The 21,694-nt window shown below is 54.8% G+C and carries 16 protein-coding genes and 1 pseudogene; 16 read left to right on the top strand and 1 reads right to left on the bottom strand.

Annotated features, from left to right (window positions below):
- Nucleotides 1-151: 151 nt before the first annotated feature.
- The 10 genes and pseudogenes from EDC27_RS05695 to EDC27_RS16705 all read left to right on the top strand — a co-directional run bounded on the left by EDC27_RS05695 (nucleotide 152) and on the right by EDC27_RS16705 (nucleotide 7,760).
- Complete coding sequence (locus EDC27_RS05695) at nucleotides 152-2,308, top strand: tetratricopeptide repeat protein (protein ID WP_170161632.1); 2,157 nt, start codon at nucleotides 152-154, stop codon at nucleotides 2,306-2,308.
- A 209-nt stretch (nucleotides 2,309-2,517) separates the two neighbouring features.
- The gene (locus EDC27_RS16710) at nucleotides 2,518-3,048 is read left to right on the top strand and encodes a type IV pilin protein (RefSeq protein ID WP_148045688.1); all 531 of its coding nucleotides are present in this window, start codon (nucleotides 2,518-2,520) and stop codon (nucleotides 3,046-3,048) included.
- 188 nt (nucleotides 3,049-3,236) lie between these two features.
- Nucleotides 3,237-3,800 carry a putative Ig domain-containing protein gene (locus EDC27_RS05685; RefSeq protein ID WP_148045687.1) on the top strand — a complete coding sequence of 188 codons (564 nt, stop codon included), beginning with the start codon at nucleotides 3,237-3,239 and terminating at the stop codon, nucleotides 3,798-3,800.
- Between the two features lie 34 nt (nucleotides 3,801-3,834).
- Nucleotides 3,835-4,365, top strand: coding sequence for a GspH/FimT family pseudopilin (locus EDC27_RS05680; protein ID WP_123289626.1), 531 nt, complete (start codon nucleotides 3,835-3,837; stop codon nucleotides 4,363-4,365).
- Between the two features lie 25 nt (nucleotides 4,366-4,390).
- Nucleotides 4,391-4,780 (top strand): type IV pilus modification PilV family protein, encoded by a 390-nt coding sequence (locus EDC27_RS05675; RefSeq protein WP_170161631.1) that lies wholly within the window; start codon nucleotides 4,391-4,393, stop codon nucleotides 4,778-4,780.
- Nucleotides 4,781-4,856: 76 nt separating this feature from the next.
- Nucleotides 4,857-5,843: a hypothetical protein gene (locus tag EDC27_RS05670; RefSeq protein WP_170161630.1), complete on the top strand. Its 987-nt coding sequence runs from the start codon at nucleotides 4,857-4,859 to the stop codon at nucleotides 5,841-5,843.
- 2 nt (nucleotides 5,844-5,845) lie between these two features.
- Entirely contained in the window at nucleotides 5,846-6,409 is a 564-nt protein-coding gene (locus tag EDC27_RS05665) for a hypothetical protein (RefSeq protein WP_123289623.1), read from the top strand.
- 364 nt (nucleotides 6,410-6,773) lie between these two features.
- Entirely contained in the window at nucleotides 6,774-7,007 is a 234-nt protein-coding gene (locus tag EDC27_RS05660) for a hypothetical protein (RefSeq protein ID WP_123289622.1), read from the top strand.
- Between the two features lie 29 nt (nucleotides 7,008-7,036).
- Nucleotides 7,037-7,279, top strand: a pseudogene (locus EDC27_RS17010) (IS3 family transposase); the annotation flags it as partial.
- A gap of 61 nt (nucleotides 7,280-7,340) precedes the next feature.
- Nucleotides 7,341-7,760, top strand: a complete 420-nt coding sequence (locus EDC27_RS16705) for an integrase core domain-containing protein (protein WP_281273113.1) — start codon at nucleotides 7,341-7,343, stop codon at nucleotides 7,758-7,760.
- Between the two features lie 610 nt (nucleotides 7,761-8,370).
- Here the strand turns inward: EDC27_RS16705 and EDC27_RS05645 are convergent.
- Complete coding sequence (locus tag EDC27_RS05645) at nucleotides 8,371-13,515, bottom strand: pilus assembly protein (RefSeq protein ID WP_123289620.1); 5,145 nt, start codon at nucleotides 13,513-13,515, stop codon at nucleotides 8,371-8,373.
- Nucleotides 13,516-13,721: 206 nt separating this feature from the next.
- Between EDC27_RS05645 and EDC27_RS05640 the strand changes: the two genes are divergently transcribed.
- The 6 genes from EDC27_RS05640 to EDC27_RS05615 all read left to right on the top strand — a co-directional run bounded on the left by EDC27_RS05640 (nucleotide 13,722) and on the right by EDC27_RS05615 (nucleotide 21,547).
- A complete protein-coding gene (locus EDC27_RS05640) occupies nucleotides 13,722-14,228 on the top strand; it encodes a type IV pilin protein (protein ID WP_123289619.1) in 507 nt (168 codons plus the stop codon).
- 15 nt (nucleotides 14,229-14,243) lie between these two features.
- Nucleotides 14,244-14,876, top strand: coding sequence for a GspH/FimT family pseudopilin (locus tag EDC27_RS05635; protein ID WP_123289618.1), 633 nt, complete (start codon nucleotides 14,244-14,246; stop codon nucleotides 14,874-14,876).
- A gap of 116 nt (nucleotides 14,877-14,992) precedes the next feature.
- Nucleotides 14,993-16,120: a PilW family protein gene (locus EDC27_RS05630; RefSeq protein ID WP_123289617.1), complete on the top strand. Its 1,128-nt coding sequence runs from the start codon at nucleotides 14,993-14,995 to the stop codon at nucleotides 16,118-16,120.
- On the top strand, nucleotides 16,107-16,571 hold the full coding sequence (locus EDC27_RS05625) for a prepilin-type N-terminal cleavage/methylation domain-containing protein (protein WP_123289616.1): 465 nt from the start codon (nucleotides 16,107-16,109) through the stop codon (nucleotides 16,569-16,571). The genes EDC27_RS05630 and EDC27_RS05625 overlap by 14 nt, the downstream gene beginning before the upstream one ends.
- Before the next feature lie 547 nt (nucleotides 16,572-17,118).
- Nucleotides 17,119-17,745 (top strand): pilus assembly PilX family protein, encoded by a 627-nt coding sequence (locus EDC27_RS05620; protein WP_123289615.1) that lies wholly within the window; start codon nucleotides 17,119-17,121, stop codon nucleotides 17,743-17,745.
- 109 nt (nucleotides 17,746-17,854) lie between these two features.
- Nucleotides 17,855-21,547: a PilC/PilY family type IV pilus protein gene (locus EDC27_RS05615; RefSeq protein ID WP_170161628.1), complete on the top strand. Its 3,693-nt coding sequence runs from the start codon at nucleotides 17,855-17,857 to the stop codon at nucleotides 21,545-21,547.
- Nucleotides 21,548-21,694 lie beyond the last annotated feature (147 nt).

Raw genomic sequence — 21,694 nt, 5'->3', positions numbered from 1 at the left:
TATGCACTCCTTCGTGAGAAACCCTGTGACCCACGTCCAGGAATTTAATCACGAGAGCTTTAATCAATTAAAAAAAACGCAGTTTGGCACCTTCCGTTTCCTACCCATGGTCACATTTGCCTTCGATTATTGGTGGGGTCAGGGAAGCGTCGTGGCCTACCATGTGACGAACAACGTTATCCATGTGCTGTGTTGGCTTACGTGCTTGTGGATGCTTTGGTGCCTGATGAGCACGCCTCGTTTGGCCATTGTGGAGCGCGAAGGCAAGTTTTTCGTTGCCGCCGCCGTAGCGGCCCTTTGGGCACTTAATCCTGTGCAGACCGGTGCCGTAACCTATCTGGTGCAGAGAATGGCGTCCCTGCAGGCTCTCTTTTTCATGGCGGCGGTGGCGGCTTATGTGGAGGGGCGTTTACGGTTGGATCACCGTCGAGCTAGAGCCGTTCTATGGTGGGCTATGGCGGCGCTTTTTTCGTTGGGGGCCCTTCTGTCCAAAGAAAATTCGGCCATGCTACCGGTTGTTGTCGCCCTGGTGGAGGTTGCCTTTTTCCGGCCGGAGTGGTGGCAGAAATTCCCCGCGCGCCTTTGGCAAGGCCTTAGGAAACCATGGGGCCTTTTGGGGATTTTGTTTATTGGGGCGATCTTGTTTTTTGTGGCCCATTCGCTGCTTGACTACTGTGCTAAAGGTTATGCGATACGCCACTTTACCATGAAAGAACGGGTGCTGACGGAAGCTCGGGTTGTCATGCGCTACCTTTTTGCGATTCTTGTTCCTCATCCAGGAGCTTTATCTCTTGAGCATGACGTGGAGCTTTCCCGTTCGTTTTTCACGCCGCCCACCACGGCATTGAGCATTGCCACCATCGGCGGGCTTTTAACGTGGGCGGTTTGGGCATTACCGAGGCAGCCTCTCATAGGCTTTGGAATCCTGTGGTTTTTCTTGAATCTCGTGATTGAATCGACGGTGGTCCCTTTGGAGCTGATGTTTGATCACCGCATGTATCTGCCGTCCGTCGGGCTGATTCTTGCCGCCTTTGAAGCCCTAAGACGACTCTGCTCAAAATGTGGTCTGAGATGGACGGTCCAAGAGCGCAGGAAGATGGCGTGGAGCGCCGTCGCGGTGGTGTGCTCGGTGCTGACGTTGATAACGTTTATAAGAAACGAAGACTGGGAGAGCGCCATCAATATCAATGCGGATGCGGTTCGCAAGGCACCCCATCACCCGCGGGCCCATGCCAATTTGGCTTATGCTTTGAACCGATCGGGTCGATATGCGGAAGCCATAGAGGCGGCACGTCGAGCCGTTGAACTAGGAAGGGACCATTTTGAGGAGCACATCGTGGCCTCAACGGCCATTGTGCTCGCTTACGTGCACCTTGGGGATGAGGCGAAAGCGTTGGAGGAGGGCGAGAGGCTTCTAGCCATGACGCCAAAAGCTTTTGATGCTTCGGCGTTGCCCAATTTTCTTTTCATCATGGCCGAATTGCAAAGGAAAGCTGGAAAATATGGAGAAGCCTTTAGCTCATTGCAAAGAGCCCTTGAGGTGATGGCCGAATTTCCGAGGCTACGAACCGATGCGGCCATGATCTATTCGTCCATGCATCGACTGCTTCGGGACGTGGCCGAAAGGCAAGTCGACATTGACGGGGATGGCATGGTCGATCCTGGCGATATTGAGCCTGCGGCATGGCTTGCCCGTAAACTTTATGAGATGCGCGATTGGGATGGTGCACAAATCTTCGCGGGGCTCGATCCCTCAAGCCCTGTTGCCCAAGAGGTGCAGCGGCGCATCGCCTTGGCCGAGGACCGGAATCGAACCCAGGCGGCTCGCTGGGGATACCGGAAGTATCTATGGCGTCCAACGGCATTTGCCGATATGGCCACAGGCCTTGCCTATTGGCTGCAGAAGCAGAATTTTTTCAAGGGCTTTGAAACGATTGGTTTAAAGCTTCTTCATGTGGCGGCGATGTGCCGCCCGTACAATCCGGATGTGCCCCTCTTACAAGGCTGGTATGCCTTTGAGGCGGGGCGTGTGCAAGAGGCGGTGGCCAAAGCGCGCCAAGCTGTGGAGATGGACCCCATGTCAGCCAAGGCGTGGATCGCCCTCGGCTTTTTTGAACAGAAGGCGGGAAATTTGGAAAACAGCCTGGCTGCGTTTCAGCAGACCCTGGAGCTTTACCCCGGCTATCCCAAGCGGCAGGTTCTGGAGCACCTCATGGCGCAGCTTCGGACACAGATCATGGCCATATCTTTGCCAAAAGCTCCCGTACGTCATGCGGCTTTGGAGGTGAATATGGGGGCTCGTCCATAAAGGTTTTTTCTGATCCGTGACCTCATCTCTACCCGGGCCGGTTCCTTGAGCTTTTTCTGGTCATTTTGATTTGAGCATTTCGCTAAAGAATTTTTCGGTTTGTGCCGAATTACGAGATGGAGGAGATCGGCGCTCCGTTGGGCCACCGTCGGCATGGAGGCACCCCGAGGACGTCCGCCCGAAGAGGGACGGAATGACAGGAGCAGGCAGTGACGAGTCATCGAAATAAGCGCCATGGAATGACCCGGCTTCTTTTGAATTCGAGGTTTCTGGCCTTTGCCTCCGGCACGAAGAAGGGGCTTGAAGGCTTTACGCTGGTGGAACTCATGGTGACGGTGGCCATTTTGGCCATTCTGGGGGCTGTGGCGGTGCCCGCGTACGTGAACTACGTCAATCGTGCTCGGCAAAGCGAAGCCATTATGGCGTTGATGAATGTCAAGATGGACCAGGAAATTTTCTGGGACGATCACGGTCGCTACGCCGGAACCATCAGCTGTCTGCCCTCTTTTGGAAACGACTGCTCGGCCGGGACGTCACACCTCACGGCCAGCGGCTACAAGGTCAAGGTGGAGAATGCGGGAGGAAGCACTTTCCGGGCGAAAGCATCCAAGAAGGTCTACGCGTATGCTCCCACGGATATAATCCAACTTTCCGTCACCGCAGCCACACCGGATGCGACGCCTCAAGTGCTGCATCCAGAGGCCATATCCTTTTCCGTTTTCAAGTGGATCTTTGATTGAGGCGATCCATGAAGGGCCGGAAGCTCAAAAGCTTGATCATAGCCGGTGTAGGGTTTCTCGGGCTGGCATGGATATTTTCGTGTTCCTTTTCGGGTGACAAAGAACCCCAACACAAGACAAGCCTTGATGAGTCGTCGCACCGGACGAACAAGAACGCTCCGCAGGCCACGAGCCTCACTCCAGGCACCTTGAATGATCGGCAACAGGCCGGCGCGCCAGAAGCACGGCTTGTGTCGATCCAATTCGATCCCTCCCGTCCTGTCACGGGGGACACGCTTCGGGTCCTCGTCACAGTGGAGGGGGCAAACCCTGACGAGAACGATGTCCTTATTCACTGGAACGTTAACGGCCAAGATAAGGAAGAGACCGGAACAGTTTTGCAAAGTTCGCTTCATTATGGGGACTGGGTGACGGCCACTGCCGAGTTCCCAGGCCAGGGCGAAAAGCGCCAGCTCCTCTCTGCGTCTGTCTTCGTCGAGAACGCCCCGCCGATCATCGGCATCGCCAGGGAATCGACGGATGACGGAGAGTATGTGGCAGTTTTGCAGACGGAGGATCCCGAAAAGGATGCCGTGGCCCTGCGACTCGTCGAGGCACCTGAAGGCATGATTTTGGACACTGCGACGAAGACGCTTCGATGGCGGCCCGATTCGAACCTGAGCGCCAACGTTTTCCAAGTCACGGTTGAGGGAGTGGATTCCGCGGGAAACATCGCGCGCTACCGTTTCGATATTTCGGTTTCTAGGCCGTAAAAAACAGATTTGTCCGTGTGAAGGGTGCACAGCAATGAAAGGCTTTGGCGATCGGTCAGGGTTCACTTTGGTGGAATTGATGGTCACGGTGGCCATTGTGGCGCTGCTTCTCAAGTTCGTGGGATGGGGATTGGCGGGCGTCACGAGTTATGAAGACGTGCGCACATCGGCCCGTCGGTTGGAGACGGTGATTCAGGAAGCCAAAGCCCTCGCCTACGAAAAGGGAGCGGTGCACTCTGTAATTTTCTCGCCCGATGGTCGGGGTTACCGCCTCTTTCGTGATGACGACGGCGACGACAACCAAACGGAACCAAGCGATGGAAACTGTCTGGAAGAGCCCAACGAGCCTCGGCTTCGAACTGTGGAGCTGTCCTCAAGGGTATCCTTGAGCCTCGGGAGCTCGTTGCCGAAAAATTCGAATAATGACACCTGCCTTGCGTTTAGAAGTGACGGTCGTTTAGCAAACGGAGAAGGTGGAGAGGTGACGTTTATCGGAACGTCTGGAGCGCAGGCCAGGGTTTCCATCAATGCCATGGGGTGGGTTCATGTGGAACATGTGGAATAGGTTTGGAGAGCGCACAAGACGACGGATGGGGAAAAGCCGCGGTGAGGCTTCGGGCTTTACCTTGGTGGAAGTTCTAGTGTCCCTCATGGTTTTAGGTGTTGCTCTCATGTCCTTGTGGGGATTCCACTGGACATCCCGACATGTGAACATGAAGTCCAAGAGGGAAGCCACCGCGCTTCTTCTTGCCAATGAGGCGCTGGAGGCTTATCGGCAAGCCATAGACGTCGACGACAAGACGTATGATCCAAACGGCACGGAGACGGTGACGAGAGACAACATCCTCTATACAAGGACGACAAGCGTGACGTCCGATCCGACGCATGCCTGGAGGAGAAATGTCACCGTTTCGGTTCGGTGGGCGGAGCAAAGAGGTGGACAAGGTCAGGTGGTGCTTCAGACGATTGTGGTTCCTTAGTCGAGGGCGTGTGGAAATTCGTTGCGGCCGGCAAAGTTTTCATTGGCGGCGTAACGCCATGGGCTGGAGCCGGGCCATGACTCTGGTGGAGCTCATGGTGGCGTTGGCTGTGACGGCTTTGGTTTTGGCGGCGGTCACGGGGGTTTTCTCATCACAACACAGAAATTATGTGCGCGATCGGTCGGAAAAGGAAGTCATGCAAGATGCAATCGATGTTCTTCGGGTTCTTCAGAGGGACCTCATGGAAGCCGGTTGGGCCGCCGATCCGAACATGGCCTTTCTTATAAGAGATGGGGGTGCATCTTCGCCTGATGAGATTTTTCTCAACGACGTGGATCTCATTGATCCCTTGATCCATGCCGATCGACTTGTTGAAGCTTCACCATGTCCCGGTTGCCTTAAAGTGAGCTCCATTACGGGGACGAAGGTGGAGCTTGAAGATCCATGGCAGCCGTCTTCATACGCCCAAGAAGTCATGGACATCAACGGAGATAACGAGACAGATTTTTCATCAGATAATGGAACCGATTTCTTTATCATTAGTGATGCGACGGGCTTGGACAACAAGACGGCATCGGTAGATAACGTTACCGATACCACTTTGACCCTGGCCAGTAGCCTAAAGGGCACGCTGGTCACCCCTGCCATATATTATTGCGTGGATAGTGGAACGGCCTGCCATCCTTCGGGAGCCAAGGAGACCTTCGTGTTGCGTCGAAGTGACCGAAGATCTAAGGGAGCACTCCTTCCCATCGCGGAAAATGTGGTGGATCTTCAGGTGGCCTATCAGGATGATGACGGCCATTGGTATGGAGAGGCAGGCTGTAGCGACGAAGGTGTCGGTGCCAATTTATGCGAACGAAGCCCTTTTGAGCCGCGCCGCATTCGTCTGATTCGCTTGAGCGTGGTTTTGCGAAGCCCGACCAAAGACAAGAACCTTGCGGGATCTTGCCGGCCGGCCGTGGAGAACCGAGCGGCGGGGACGGCACCCGAAGAATGCGGCTATCGCTACACGGTGCATACCGTGCTCATCCATCCCCGAAACACAACCAAGGACAAATAACCATGAATCGGGCACCTGCGCGTGTCAAGGTCGAAAAGGGAAAGCTCAAACCGGCCATCGGTTCAATTTTGAAAAACGATCAGGGCATGGCCATGGTGTTGGCCCTTTCGGCGGTTGCCTTGCTGAGCATTCTTGGTGTATGGCTCGTGGTGCAAAGTGGATCCACGCACCGCATGACAAAGTCCGTGGAGCGTCGCGAAGCCGTATTCAATCTGGCCGAAGGAGCCCTACAACTGAGTTGGTACTGCCTTCAGAGGGAGTCCAACGAAAAAATTCTTAAGAACCTGAATAAAAATCAAGACGTGACGCCATCAGAAAGTGTTGTTTCCTACATGAAGGCGGATCAGCCGGTCGACAACCAAACCAAGGCGTCCCGAAACTTGACACCGAGAATAATATTCTTGGATGCCAAACCTGTTCCGGGTTGGGACATGACAAAGTTTCGAGGATATTATTACCTCGCCCAAGGACAGGGTGAAGAAGATCTTCCCGATCAAAAAGGCGGACCTGCCCGGTCGGAGGTGGTGATGTTAGTTCAAAAGATTGGGCAGGTCCGTTCCCGCTGACTTTTTTCTCTTAGTGATTATTGCCTTTGCTTTCAGCCGCTCTTTTCTACAGGCGGCGAAATATCCATCAGGCGGCTCAGCAGGTCGACAACCAAACCAAAGCGTCCCGTACCTTGACGCCACGATGAACTTTCGTGGATGCTAACCTGGCTCTTGGTTGGGACACCAGTAAATTTCGAGGATAGTAGTACCTCTCCCTTATAGTGACCCCGCACTGATCTGGACTAGCAATAAGCTGTAGATTTGGTTAGCAAAAGAAGGTACGAGGTAGAAGAAAGAGTGGTTAAGCCCGTTCGAGTGCAGAGATGGACGCTGAGCGACAAAAGGAGATCGTGCGGTACATTGTCAAGGGCCACAAACCATCGTGGATGTGGCTCGCGAGCACGATGTCCAACAGAGCGAGATCCACCAATGGAGCGATACCTTCATTGCCTTCGGGACGCAGGCCCTCAAGGTCAATCCGAAATCCGTGGAAGCGGTTGAGCAGAAGGAGCTGAAGTGGCACTGTGAAAAGATGGGTGATCGGGTGCTGCAGATCGAGGTTTTAAAAAAAGCCGAGACTATCCTCAGCGAGGAAGAGAGCTCGTTTTACGATTGAAAACGGAGCTAGAAGCCCAGGGCCATAAAGTGAGTTTGGGCGAGGTTGCTGAGTGGGTGGGAGTTTGTTGGTCGACGGTTAACGACAAACCTCGAAGGCGCAAGCCGGCGGGGGTTGATCGGCAGGTGGAACAAGCCATCTATCAGCTTATCCAGCGTTATCCCCGCTATGGCTATCGTAGGATCACTTTCGAGCTTTGTCGGCTTATGGGCTTGAATGTCAACAAGAAAAAGACCCAGCGAATCATGCAGCGCAATGGTTGGACCCTGTCTCAACGTCGTCGAGGCATGCGGCCTCGTGTTCAAAAGAAACCCTCGGTGGCAGAAGGTCCCCATGAGCGGTGGGCAACGGATTATGACCCACTTTTTCTGCTCGGATTCCGGGTGGTGTCATGTGGTTGCGGTGATCGACTGTGGGAACCGGGAGATTGTGGGTTATCGCATCAGCCGGCGACAAAACGCCAGGGTGGCGAAAAGGGGCTTTGGAGGATGCGGTCATTCGCCGGTCAAACTGCTGCGTGCTTGGGGTCTGCGCCCTGAATACATCACTCCCTACAGTCCCCAGCAAAACGGAATGATCGAACGGTTCATGAGAACGCTCAAAGAGGAGTGTATCTGGCTTAACCTGTTTTCGTCCTTTGATGAGGCCAAGGCGATCATCGAGGGCTGGATCCGAGAATACAACACCGAGAGGCCGCACCAAGAGTTGGGATACCTGAGCCCGGTTGAGTATCGTCATAAACTCGCCGCTTAGTTGCCGAGACGAACGCGGTGGCTCTATCGCTTTTTCCTTAGGGAACCGCCCCAGGGAAGGCATTGGCCGGAGCGCAACGGCCTTGGCATGCCGAAGGGCTTGCCGGCTTTGGGCCTGGTATACTGGAAAAAGGACAAAGGCTAAATCCCAACGCCTTTTCCTCAGTGCAACCGCCAAAACCGCCTTCCACGCTTCAGGCCCAAAGCCGGTTGTCAAGGCCTGGAGCGAAGGCTGAAGAGTCACCACTCAGTGCTTTTGATGTGGACAGACAAGCCGAGACCACCTCGTTGACAATAACGCAAATTTTGGTCTTGATTCCTAGGGGTCATTACAGGTCATTACACAGGCGGCGAAATATCCATCAGGCGGATCAGCCGGTCGACAACCAAACCAAAGCGTCCCGAACCTTGACGCCGCGATGAACTTTCTTAGATGCGCGGTCTGTTCTGGGTTGGGATATGAGTAAATTTCGAGGATATTATTACCTCGCCCAAGGACAGCGTGAAGAAGATCTTCCCGATGAAAAAGGCGGACCTGCCCAGTTGGAAGTGGTGATGTTTGTGCAAAAGAGTGGGCAGGTCCGTTCCCGCTGCGTTGTTTATCTTCTTGATTATTGCCTCTGCTTCCAGCCGCTCTTTTCTACAGGCGGCGGAATATTCACTCGGAGTCGGTGAATTTCTCCGTTACTGGTCTGAATGAAGAGGTATTGTCCCGACGAGTCCATCACAGGGCGGCTGGGCATACCTTCGCCCAGTTTCAAGACATAGGCTTCACCCTTCCCCTCAACAACCAGGGGCGTGTACTCACCGTCCTGCAATTGATCAGGTGTTTTGTTATCATCTCGCGTAAATCCTGAGTTCGCGAAAGGATCGAAGTTCATAGGTCGGCACATGTAATCCACAGCGTAAAGGTACGCGTCACCACCCGCCGCACACGGATCATCCTTGGGGACAAAGGTCGTAAAGAAGACCACGCCTCCGGCGACCAGGGCGGAATCCACAACCCGTTCCCCCGGGATCTTTAAATCCTCGATGCATGTCCAGCATGCCCCAAGGCATAAACTTTCGCAGCAGTCCGCAGTGCCATCACTTTTTACCCATGTGCAGTTGTCGTTGAAGTTGGAAGAAGAACAGAGGAACTGGGCAGACACATTCAATCCGCCGTAAGAAAAGCCTCCCTCGAAAGTTGTAGGTTGCGTGGCATTGTCACGAATGGCGTAGAAGGCCATGGGGGCAGTGTCTGTGCGATCATCCAGTCCTCCAACCACGTTGTCGAACTTTCCTGTTCCAAAATATAGCCATAGATTCTTGTAGGGATCCAGAGTGGCCACGGGCATGACGGTGACGGGTTGGCGCCCGGAGCGGTACGAATTTACACCCGTTGGCGCGGTCTTTGTTTTTCGGACGGTCATCTGAACGCCCGGGTTGGTGGCGTATAAATTGAATTTAAGCGTGTAAAAATTTCCGTTGAGATCGCCAAAGGCCAGATAATCCACTTTGCCGTCTTTGGCGACTTGTCCTTGGTCATTCCACAGATCAAGGGCGACCGGGTCTCCCAGGGCGTAGGGAATGGTGTTCGATCCCGGTTTCAAGGTGACCTCTGGCCATTCGCTGGGCCATTTTTCGAGGATTTTGGGCCAAAGCTCCTGGAAAATGTTCACGCCTTTCTCTATATCAATGGCCACGAGTTGAGGCCTCATAAGAGTCATCGTTTCGTTGTCGTCGAGGGAAGCCGGAAAATCCTCCTCTGGTTTGAAGATGTGCGGAGTTGCTCCGACAAAAGCATACCAGCCGCTAAGTTCTTCGGAACCTAGGCATGAAGAAGCATGGTTGGGTGTTCCCGATTGCAGTGGTTCGACCCTAGGCTTGGCCGAGAAGCAAACGCCGTTGGGAATTTCCAAATAGCCCACATAGGGCACCGTCCAAGAGACGGGCATGGCGGCAACTTGGGCGTAAGTGGCATTGTCCAGGAAAGGCATGTCGCCCGTTGATGCATCCACCACAAGATTCCTCAACACCGAATACTCCCAAAGAACCTTGGGATCATCGGGGTCGGTGACATCCAAGGCAAAGTACACATCACCGCCGCCTCGTTCCCCCCCAAGCAGAACGGTTCGCCATTCACGACTTGTGTCGTTATCATGATCAATGTAGACATCCCAGGCTATGGGAGAGAGATCCACCATGGTCCGATGGGCGCATGATGACGGATGTCCATAATCCGGTTTCGCCAGGTTCTTCACTTCAGCAAGCAGATTGCTCGGCACATAGGCCCAAAGTTCCTTTCCGATCTCGGCTCCCTTGGCATCGTCGGGATCATAAACCCATGTGGATGTTTCGTTGTCCCACACTCCGACGACGAAGGCATGGACCATCCCGTCGTTGGCTCCCACATAGGCGACTTTTTTGCGAGTGGCGTGCTTTTGGCGAAAGCAGTAGAAACAACGTTTGGTACAGTTGTCGTCGTTGCAGGAGCAGGAACAGTCACCCGCGATGTGGGGGTCCACTGAGCTGATGGATGGCGGGCCGACAACCACAGGCGTTGAATAAACGATGTCTCCAAGACACCACCCTTTGCGGTCTCGAGCGACATTGGTCCATGACTCCTTCCACTCGCCCCGGAGCCAGCGGACCAGTTCTTTCGCATCATCGATGGTGGTCTTGTTGTCATTGTTAAAATCGATGGTGTTATCCAACGCATTGGCAGTATCATTATCAAGATGTTCGCTGTCAAGTTCTGTCATAGTCCCCTTGATCATGGTGAAAATACGTCGCGGGTTTGTATCCAGCGTCATTTCCTTTCCGGCATCCCAACAGTGTCCATCCAGGAAACCCGAATCAGAACAGAACTTTCCTTTGTTCTGGGATTTCTGAAAACTGTATAAGGTTCCACGGCAATTGCCTAAATACCACTCGCAACCCGAGTATTGATTGCATGTGGCATTGTCCGTAAAATCCTGGCAACCTTCATAAGGCCAATACGCTTCTAGATGACCTTTCCATGCGTAGAGATTGGGGTTGTCTTCGTAGGCCGTAAAGGCCCCCCGAAGGACCAAGTCCTGGCCCAGAACTTCTTGCGTTACCGTGGCCACGGCGCCGGCGCTCCCGGCTTTGGTCAGAATGTCCAGCATAGCTTTTTCAAGCTTTTTCTCAAGTTCCAAGGGGTTGGCGACGAAAAAGTAGTTATCCGGTGTACCGTCGCCGTCTTTGTCCCATTCGATGTCAAGGTCGGGGATCTGGTTCCCGTTGATATCGTCAAAGCCGCCCCATTTGGCGGCATACCAAAGCGGATTTTTAAGCGTTTGTGCTGGGCTTCCGGAAACCGTAAAGGTTTTGGACCAGGTAAGGGGCATGTTGGCTACGACGTCTGGAGTATCATTATCAGCTGAATCGGGTACATCCTTGTCTTTAACCGGAAGATACAAGCCGTCGGCGGTGGTTCCGGAAATAACAAAACCAAGAACTTGATCGATGCTACCAGCAGCATATTCGGAAGTCAGGGTGACTTTGACCTTGTTCGATCCGATGGGTTCCACCTCATAAAGAACAATGGCATCCATGTCGTGATCGGCGCCTTGCTCAACATCCTCGAAATTAACTCGAAATTTTGCATAGGTTACGTTGGACTCGTTGTCGTAGTTGATGTTATCGACATAAAAATCCACGATTTGGTTGGAGGGGCAGTAAGCGTCGGCGTGGCAAGAATCAATTGTTAGGCCTCGGTCCCCGTCGGTTTTTAATTCACACTTGTCTGCACAGGCGGTCTTTACGTCATAGTCTCCGCTGACGCTTTTTCCTGCGGGAACCAGGTGAACGAAACCGTTGCCCACTTTTACTCGAATGTCGGGAATCGGTGAGGACATGGCTACGACATAGGTGTTGACTTCGGGTATGCCCTCTTTGGCCGTGATGAATTCCTTGCCGTAGTAAGCGACGGCCGCTGAATAAAAGCTTCCCTGTTTGGTGGGTTCTTCAGGGCACAACCCCCTCGCGGAACTGAGGTTGGCCAAGCTTTTCGCAGAGCAGATAAAATTTGTGGTTGTGCCATTGTCACCTATAAAAAATGTCCCGCTTTTAATTTTTTCATGCTCTCCGATGGTGTCGGCGAGCTTACCCACATCAAGGTCTTCAAGGGTCTTGTTATCGGAAAAGCTTCCGAAGCGAGTGCCGGGAAGCTGATCGGAATCGTAGCTGGGGTTGATGTCGCTCAAAACGAGAAGATTGGGCTTGGAACATTCGGGAAAGAGGTCAAAAGGATAGAACTTGTCATTCCCTTTTTTGATATACCAGTCGGGCTTGGAAAGATTGAGACCGGCATCGTTCTGCTCTTCATAATCGAAGGCGGAAGTCGGTTCCCCTTTTCCTGCAAGGAACCGCAGAGCCTCGTACATCATTTCTCCCACGGGATTTCCCCACATGCGGCACTCACCTTCCTCTAGGGCGCGGTCAGTGATCCAGCCGCAATACCCTCCATTTCCGTCTTCGGCTTTGTAAGAAAAGTTCAGGTCTGGATCTTTATCACTAACATGATATTGAAATCCAACGGGGCGCATGCGGTCCAGCGTAAGAATGATGTTTCCCTGCACGTTTTCGGAACTCTGAAAAATGCCGGTCTCCGGGTTGATTTCGTCCATGACAGTCCAGACATTTTTCCTGAGGACTCCGCCGCTGAGGTTTTTTCTGTAAGAACCTGTCAACAATCCCATGTACAGGGGGCTTCGAAAGACACAGAGTCCCTCATTAGATTTACAGTCTTTATCGGCTTGGCATGGCTTGTAGCTCTTGGAACACATCTTGGATCCGTCGCCTTCACCGTACTTTTGAAGAAGACCAACGGGCTTAGGTGTGGTTCCACCGCCGGGGTAAAGTTTGCAATAATTTCTTTCCTGCCCCTTATCCCAGTCCTTGCTGCAAACCTGCACGCGAACAATGTAGTCCTCAATGTCGCTTCGGGTTCCGACAGGTCCGCGCCGATATTTGGATGGAGTTTCCGGGCTGCAAGTAGTTTTCGGGCCGCTGCAGACGGCGCGCTCCGTGCTGGCCCAATCCCAGATTCGGTGTGTGTCGTTCTTAGCCACGCGAATTATATGGGGCTCTCCTTTCTCTGTGCTGGTGACACAAAACAAGTGGCGTTTCCCGTCGGAAGGAGCATCAAAGGGGGTCAAGTCTCGAGTATCGCTTCCGGCGTATTCTTTGCCCCAACTGTGGGCATCTTGAGGAATGTAGGCCCCTTCGAGAACCGTTTCATTGGAATCATCGCGGGACCGGTGCCCGCCATAAAGGACACGCCGCAACACATCCATGCGGGACATGGAAAGCCAGTTAAGGAAATTGCCGCTCCATTCATCGGGTCCGCCACAGTATTTATCTTCCGTGTAACGCGTAGGAACGAATCGATCCTGGCCTGTTTTATCGTATTCATAACACTTGTATGCATCAAAATATCCATAATAATCGATGGAATGTTTATAACCCACATCGAGTTTTCCATCACCATCCAGATCCTGCGCGTCGTTATAGGCTTCGTAATACAGCTTGTGGTCCCTTTCCATGACCATCATGACCATGGGATTGGCGCCGGCGGAAACAAAGGGAGGAGGGTCGCACGAAGGAGTATAGGCCTGGGCGGGAGACCAAAACATAAGAAAGACGGTCAAGGCGGCTAAAAAGTGTTTTTTCGCCATAAGTGTACCCCCATAGCTTAGAACGGTCAGAGCCTGAGTCGGTACCTCCACCGGATCGAGGTTGCTCCGCATGAAAAGACACCGCGGACCTCCCCCGTCCCGGGGAGCGTCAAAGCGTTAGCACATCACTTCTTTTCTTTTATCGGCAGATTTTGTGTCGAACATAAACAAAAATTTTGAGGCAATCCTTGGAAAGGGAAAAGGCTTTGGCGTTTGCCGTTTTCCGTGCTATAAAAAAAATCCACTCCAACAGACATTGTTCCCATACCGAGGGCACCATGGAGGCCAGGGAAGGTCGCCGTCACCGTTCCATCGTCAAATGCGGGACGAAAGGCGTGCTCTGGGTGCGGCCCATGGAAGCGCCGTGCGGGCAGTTTCGTCCACACGAAGGCTTCACGCTGGTGGAACTCATGGTCACCGTGGCGATTCTGGCCATCTTGGCGGGGGTGGCCGTGCCGGCCTATATCCATTCGGTGAGGCGTTCTGAGCAGGCGCAGGCGGTGGAGGCCCTGTTGCGGGCGCGCATGGAAATGGAAGCCTTTTGGGCCGACCACAATCGGTATGCGGGTACGTTGAATCGGCTTCCTTCCTTTGAAAATCCGAGCCAAGGCAAATACACGCTGAGCCTAAAAACATCACCGGACGGGCAGCGGTACCGTATTGAAGCCGTGCGCTCCGATCTTGGTGACAAACTCCACATCTCGGACAACGAAACCACACCGGTCGTTGACACTCCCAAGGCTTTGGGGTGGTCTTTGTTTCATTGGGTTTTTGCCGGAAAATGATCTGGAGAAGGGGCCATGGGTGGCATGGGATGTGGCGCGGCACGGTGGGATCGGGCCATGACCCTGGTGGAACTCATGGTCGTGCTCGGCCTCATGGCTCTTCTGCTGACCCTCATTTCCGTTCACATTCATAGTGCGTCCTATCGCCTAAAATCGGCCGTTTCCACACTCCGCACCCTCATACAAAGGGCCCGCCTGGAAGCCGTGAGAACCAACAAGAACACCTACCTGGACTTTGATGCGGACGACGACGGCATTATGGCGAGTGTGGTGCTGTGGGTGTCCATGGATTCACGGGAATCGTCCCCTTCTTTGAACGAGGGGAAAGATAGGGTGCTTATCTCACAAGCTCTTGTGAACCCTCCGGGATCGAGCGGAAACCGCCCCACGCTGGGGGCGGTCCCGGCGTCTGCTGGAGGCCCTTCCGTCGGAGCACCTCGCGACGGGGGATCGATTCCTGAAGACGGGGTGAGCTTTTCCGGAAACCGCATCAATTTCAACCCCGACGGCACCTCCTCCACAGGATCCGTCTACATCCATGTGCCGAAACATCCCGAGGTGGGAACCTATGCCATTGTGCTCAACAACAGCGGCCGAGCCTACGTGCGCTATTACCCGACGGGTGGCACGGCGTGGGAAGATCGATGAGCCGCGTGGCTGAGCGAGCCTCCTTTCGAGGACAGCTGCTGCTTCTACGAGGGATTCTCTCGACGTGAAGCAAACCGGTGGCGACCTCCCAAAGTCGGAAAACTTAGGAGTGCGCCGTGAAGTTTCGAGAACGAAGCGAGGGCACGAGCCTTGTGGAACTTTTGGTCGCCGTGGCGGTAACCGTGGTGGTGGTTGCCTGCACTTACGCCGGTTTTTCAGCGCACCAAAGACTTTTTGCTCAGGAGCAGCAGATACTTGAATTGCAGCAAAACGTGCGGATCGCCCTGAACACCGCCGCCCAGGTTCTACAACAGGCCGGCTATTGGCGATGCGTGGCTTCTCAAGCCGTTTCCACCGGGACTCGCGGGGTCAAGAGAACACTCAAGGATTCGAAAAGCCTTTTCCATACCCATCCTCTCATGGGATTCAATAACATCACGGAGAGTTCAGACCCTTTTCCCGACGGACAAACCCAAGAAGGGACAGATATTCTGGGATACAGTTTCATCGACCCTGCCTTTCATGGGCGTCTCAGCCAAGATCAAAACCTTCCCCGGGATTTCCTTCGCCTGGTGAAGAATAAGGACACGAGGGGCCTCAAAAAAGGACAAATCGTTTTCCTGACGGATTGCCGCCACAGCGCTCTTTTTCAAGCGACTTCCGTGACTTTAAGCGGCACCGAAGTCATGCTGGAGCACGACTGCGGCGGTCTCGAGCCCGGCAATATGACGTGCTGTCTGCGATGTGATGACGGCGGATCGGACTGCCTCCACGAATCGGAGTGCGGCCTTCCCGGAACGGGTTTTCGGGCCGAAACTTCGCACTTGCACCCGGTCAAGGCGGGATTCTTTCGGGTAAACCGAAAGGGAGAATTTCAGTGGTTGGAAGGCGGCCCCGACGCGACGGGTCGCTATGTTTTTTCACGGTCTCGGACCCTTGCCGAAAATGTGGAGGATTTTCAAGTGGAATTTGGGGTGAACACCAGCCCTGTGCCCAACGGCGACGTAGATGCCTGGGTTTCATCCGATGCCATGCCGCAAACGGCCCCGGGAAGTGGTGTGAAGGATTGGGAACGCGTGCGGGCCGTACGCTGTCATCTCCTGGCGCGAACAAAAAGATTCTTTAAAGGCTACGTGGATACGACCCTCTACGCCTTTGCGGATCGCAACGCCACGGTTACCGCCGACGGCTACCGCCGCTTTTATATGGTCAAGACCATTGGGATTCGCAATGCCACTCCGTGAACGAAGCGGACAAAGAGGGTTGCGCGGGTTTACCTTGGTGGAAGTGCTGGTGGCCCTCGTGGTGACGGCTGTGGTTTTTGTATCCTTTTTCAGCCTGCAGGCCCTTGGCGTGCGCACGAGAGCCCATGCCCGTTTGGCTTCTTTGGCCTTGAATGTGGCCTCGGATTTTTTGGAACAACTGTCGGCCACGGGTGAAGGGCCTTTGAAAATCGATGCGGAACCCATTGCCGATACCGGGTTCGTGGAACGGGCCACGGTGATGGGTTCTGGGATTGTTTTTTCCCGGCGATGGGAGGTGCAAAGAGGCGTTCCGGGGCCGAATCTTTTCACGGTGCGGGTGATGGTCTGCTGGAGGGAGCCGCGCATGCCGGCCCCGTCTGAGTCCACGTGTGACTTTGACCATGCCTCCGTTCCGCATGTGATGTTGGAACAAATCTACTATCGGCCGTAAGGTGTCTTGGAAAAATGGGCGGGTCATTGTCCAAGGATGATAACCTTGGCAAAGTATTACGGGTCCAGCCAAGTCTTGGAAAAGGAGAACCATGAGTTCTTAGGGGGGCGGTGTCTCTCCACGACGTTTTCCTGGAAGGAAGAGCCTGTGGTCCTCCGCTCACATCACGATCCGGGACGAGCCGCTTTGTCTAAGGTGACACATGGACGGCGTTGACGCTGTTGCTTCGAAAGGTCTCTCACGCGTGCTCTTATCCGACCAGAGGTCGTCAAACAGGCTGGGGCCAGGGTGTGCGGATGGTGTTGACGTGGCGAGGTGCGTTCTTTGGGAATGCGGGTCTTCGTGAAGGTGGGTAAGACAGCCATATTCCCTGGGGAATGGGCTTTTGTGACACGCCGAACGACGCAGGTGTGAAAAGAAAGGGCTGGGAAAGAATGACAAAGCGCAGTCTCGAGCTCCCTAAGTCTTCCTACAAACGTGTGGCCGTTCTTGGGGCCTCGAGCAGGATTGATCTTTTATGAAGGCGACCGATCCCACGAGGTGTCCAATGATTCCTCGGCGCTGCGAAGGCATGGCGCTCACGGTAGTTCTGGTTATCATTGCGGCGCTGGCCGCTCTCGCCGTGGGCCTCGCCCTGGATCAGGCCATGGAAATGCGCATGGCGGGCAACCTCAGAGCGGCCGAAACGGCGTTTCGAAACGCCGAATCGGGCCTTGCCGTGGCGCAGGAAAGGCTGGCTCGATGGTTTGCCACAGACCCCGTGAACCTGCAGCGCCAACGCACGGGAAGTGCTTCCCTTCCCGACTGGGATTTCCTCTTCTTCAATGCCGTGCCCTATACGGGCCAACACAGCCGAAGCGATCTTTACGATGAAGTGAAACTCAATTTGGGCTGGGATCATCGATTCAAGGTGTTTGCGCGCCTTCCTGAAGATCGAAAAGACGGAGCCTTTGAAGATCTGTCCGGAGATAATGTGCAGCTGGTGCTGCGCAGCGTCGGCTTTGGACCCGCCGAAACGCAGCAGGAAACGGAAGTGGTGGTGGAGGCCGCGGCCGAACCGTCGGAAGCCTTTTCCTATGCGCAGGAGGGGTTGGGCACGGTGCCCAGCCATGTGAACATGAAGGACAGCCATGCGGTGAGGCCTACGGGTCAGAGTTTGGCCCTCGTGCGCTGAGTCCATGAACCAAGGGCAGGGAATCGTCCATGAAATGAACACGGCCTTGGATTGGGGTCATGGGGGAAAAGACGCGAGGCGGGTTTGCTTCCTGCCATTGATTTTAGCGATGACCGTGGGCTGGGTGATTTTCAGGTCTTTTCCTGCAGGGGCCGACGTGTGCGAACCGTCTCGATCCGTGCATTACGAAGGATCGTGGCAAAGGGATCACTTCAGTGTGCTGGATTCATCCGTGGTCCTGGACCCCCAAAGCGGTCATCTCACGCTGCGCGTGGGGACGGGGGACGACCCATTCTCGGGCCTTGTCACAGCCATGGATCAGGAAGTGCGGGTGACGTTGGTCGACGTCGGCATCGAGGCCTCAGGGCATCATTTGGGATATTTCCTGAAATCCGTAGCGGAAAAGAAAGGATACGTGCGAGGCGACGGCACCCTGGACCGAAAAACCTTTGTGCGAGCCATCGATTTTACGAACCCCGCCTCTTACGACAACGAAACTTTCACCTATATTTGGACCTGTCTTGATGACGAGGACCAAAACGGCATTTTGAACAAACCCCACGGTGAAGGCTGCCTGCGCTCTTTTCCCGACGCGGCTTTGAGCGCTGTGGATTTTGCCACGTCGGAAGAAGCTTTGGCGGTGGTCGATGACGGCACGGGACTGGCCTTTGTTCCTGACGGTGATGGGCATTTGACCCCTCGCGACATGACCAAAAGCCTTGGGATTATTGGCGAAGGGCAAGAAATCGTATTTTTTCTTGTCCCGAAAGGGCGCTTCGAAGACGCCTATGTCAGCAAGGCTTCGTGGAATCGCGACGTCTACGAAGGCCTGGAACCTTGCACCACAGATTTTGCCGATGACACAGGGCGCCGAAAGTTCCAATTGGCTCAGCCGGCCATGGAAGATGGCTCATGTACTCCTGTTTCCGGATGGCTTTCCGAGCGAGCTCTGCAGCGACTTCGAGAGGTTCTGGGCCTTGTCTTTGATCCGGACCAGGAAGTGTCCTTATCGCTGCAGACGGGTAAAAAATTTTCCCACGTGGTGACGGCATCGACCCCTGATGTTCCCGGCGTTCGGTTGATGGGATGGGAAGATGATGTCGGTGGCGGCGATACCGATCACAACGATCTTGTGTTTGCCGTGACCATCAAAGCCGCGGGCCGAGTGGTTTCCCAGGACCTCAGCAGCGCTCGACTATGGGAAACACATTCCTTCATAACGTCTGTGGATTTTGAGGTCACAGACCGCAGGGCGCCTTGCGAGGGGTTAAAAAGTGGTTTCGTGCTGGATTCCGGCGAACTGTCTCATGCCGACGTTCGCTATGCCATTAGCGTGGACAACGGGACCTCATGGATTCCCATTAATCGATGGGACGACATTATAGACAACGCGGATGGTTCCAAGACGCGAAGAGCACATCTGGATGTGCTCGGCCTGGGACGATCGGGCCAGGCCCTGAAATGGAAGGCGATTCTGGAGACGGTGAACACGCGATGCGACCCGCCACAAATTGTGGATGTGCGGGTGGACTACACGGCGTCCAATCAAGGGGAATTTTCTCGATCCGACCCGGTGGTGCTGGGCAATGTCCTCTATTCCTCCGGACTCGAAATGACTCCCGATCCTCAGGGCAGGCTCGATTCCTTTCGTGGCCACCTTCACGCCTATCTCATCTACGATCCGGCGCATCCTTCGACGCCGCTGTTTCAACCCCTCTGGGACGCGGGGCAAGCTCTGGCCGAGCGGTCCCTGAAGACCGAAGCGCGAAGGGTCCTCATGGCTCTTTTTGACGCTGTTTCCGTTCAGGAAAAAATAACGGTGCCCGACGGCACGTCGCGACATTTTAGCGGGGTTGTGAATGCCGCCAACGTGCTTTCCGGATCTTTGGTCTTTCGGGCCGTTTCATCGGCAGGACTTCCCCTGATGTTGAGAGACACAGGCAACGGGATTCTGGCAGGAGACGGCATCGGAACCTTCAACCGGTCCAGTGGAGAGTACACCCTCGAGTTCACCCATGCTCCGTGCGAAGGCTGTGCCGTGATCGCCGAGTATGCTCGCGCGGCTTCTTCGCCGGTTCTTCGACCCTTTTCCGCAGAGACAACCACGGCTCTCCTTTTGGGACTGGACGACTCGAAGGTTCACGGGGTGGGATTTACCTGGGACCTCAACGGCGATGGTCACTATGACCAGGAAGATCGACAAGCTGTGATTCGAAGGATCCTGGGTTTTGACAACGCCACCCAGAAAAGGGCGTGGCCTTTGGACGGGATCGATCATAGCACACCGGCCGTGGTTGGCCCTCCATGCCTTCCTCCTTGGTATTTCGGCACCCAGACTGTGGATGAGGAAAGGGATGCCTATGATGCGTGGCGCCAATCGAAAGCGGTGGCGCAGCGAAAAACCGTGGCGTACGTAGGAAGCCAAGGCGGCATGGTGCACGCCTTTCATGCCGGAAGGTATCGGCATGGGGACGATCCCAGCACAATCGTGAAAGAAAATCGCGGCTACTTTGAGGCCCACGATTACGGAGACGGTGCGGAACTTTGGGCCTTCATTCCGCCGAGTGCCTTATCCAGACTTTCCTCGCTTCTCAAACCGCAGCCTTGGATTTTGCCACCGTCGGTGAATGCGTCGCCCTGTGTGCAGGACGTGGCCGTGCGGACGCAGACGGGGGTGACTTTTAAGACGGTGCTCGTCTCGGCCCAAGGAGTGGGCGGCGAATCCGTTTTTGCCCTCGATGTGACGGATCCGGACAACCCAGCCTTTCTCTGGGAATACACCGACCCCATCCTCTTTCGAAGCCGGGGGGCTCCCGCCATGGCTCGAGTTGGACGATTGAACGATGCCGGCTCACCCCTGTGGGCCGTTTTTGTGAATTCAGGGCAAACGGGACCGTTGGAGCCACCGTCGCTGTTTCTGCTCGATGCGGCACGGGGAAAGCCTATTCGAAAGGTAAGCTTGGACTTCGGGGAATCCACCAGGGGAAGTCTTCTCAGTGGAAGCCCGGCGTTGGTGGACACGGACGGCAACGGTTATGTGGATCGGGCTTATGTGGCGGACAACAATGGGCATGTGATTCGTGTAGACTTTCCCGATCATGGGCAAATGCCGTGGGATGCGGCACGGATTCACGTGAGCCTTTTCGTTAAGGTTTCGGCATCGGTGTATGCGGCGCCCGTGGTGTATCTTGCGCATCGATACAAGGCGGACGGAAGCATTGCCGAAGCACATGTGAAGGTCATGTTTGGCACGGGAGATGACCCGGCGCGAGCCGACAGCCCCAACACCCCTACGGGATATAGGTTCTACGTCTTTGACGACGTGTGTCGCATGGATTGGACCGAAGACACGCTCAGGACTCCTGAGGGTCTGCCCTGTTCATCGCAGGGCATGAAGGCCGAAAGCGATGCCGAATGGGTCTGGGCCCTTCCTTCAGGGCATCGCATCTGGGCGGAAGCCGTGGCGGCCGCCGGCAGGGTTTATTTCGGCACGGCGGTGAGCGACACCGACGATCCGTGTTCCCCGCTTCAAGACAAAGCGAACAAAGGTGGAAAGGTCTATGCGGTGGATCTTTCGGCCCTGAACACCCTTGTCGATCCCGTGCTCGTGGCGGAAACGGAAGGCAATGTCACGGGCCTTTTCGTGGAGGATGAGCACCTTTATGCCCGCGTAATCTCCAGAGATGGGGGGGCACGCGTGCAAATCGTGGGCGATGGGGTTTTCAACAACGAAACGGCGCTGGGTACGCGGTTCGTCACCAAGAAAGTCAAGGGCTCCTGGCACCGCTTTCTGGAGAAATAAGATCAAATCAAGGAGAAGCGCCGCGCGCCGCGATAAAAGCTTTTGACGAGCGTACGGTTCGAGAAATGGAAGGGATGGTGCCATGCGGCGTTCCCGCAAAACACCTGGTAAAACCGTGCATGTTGTCCACGTTGGCATCGCAGGAAT

The organism is Desulfosoma caldarium (assembly GCF_003751385.1).
In the GTDB taxonomy this organism is placed as follows: domain Bacteria; phylum Desulfobacterota; class Syntrophobacteria; order Syntrophobacterales; family DSM-9756; genus Desulfosoma; species Desulfosoma caldarium.
Note: the sequence above shows the minus strand (reverse complement) of the source record. Positions and strands in the feature narration are given on the sequence as shown.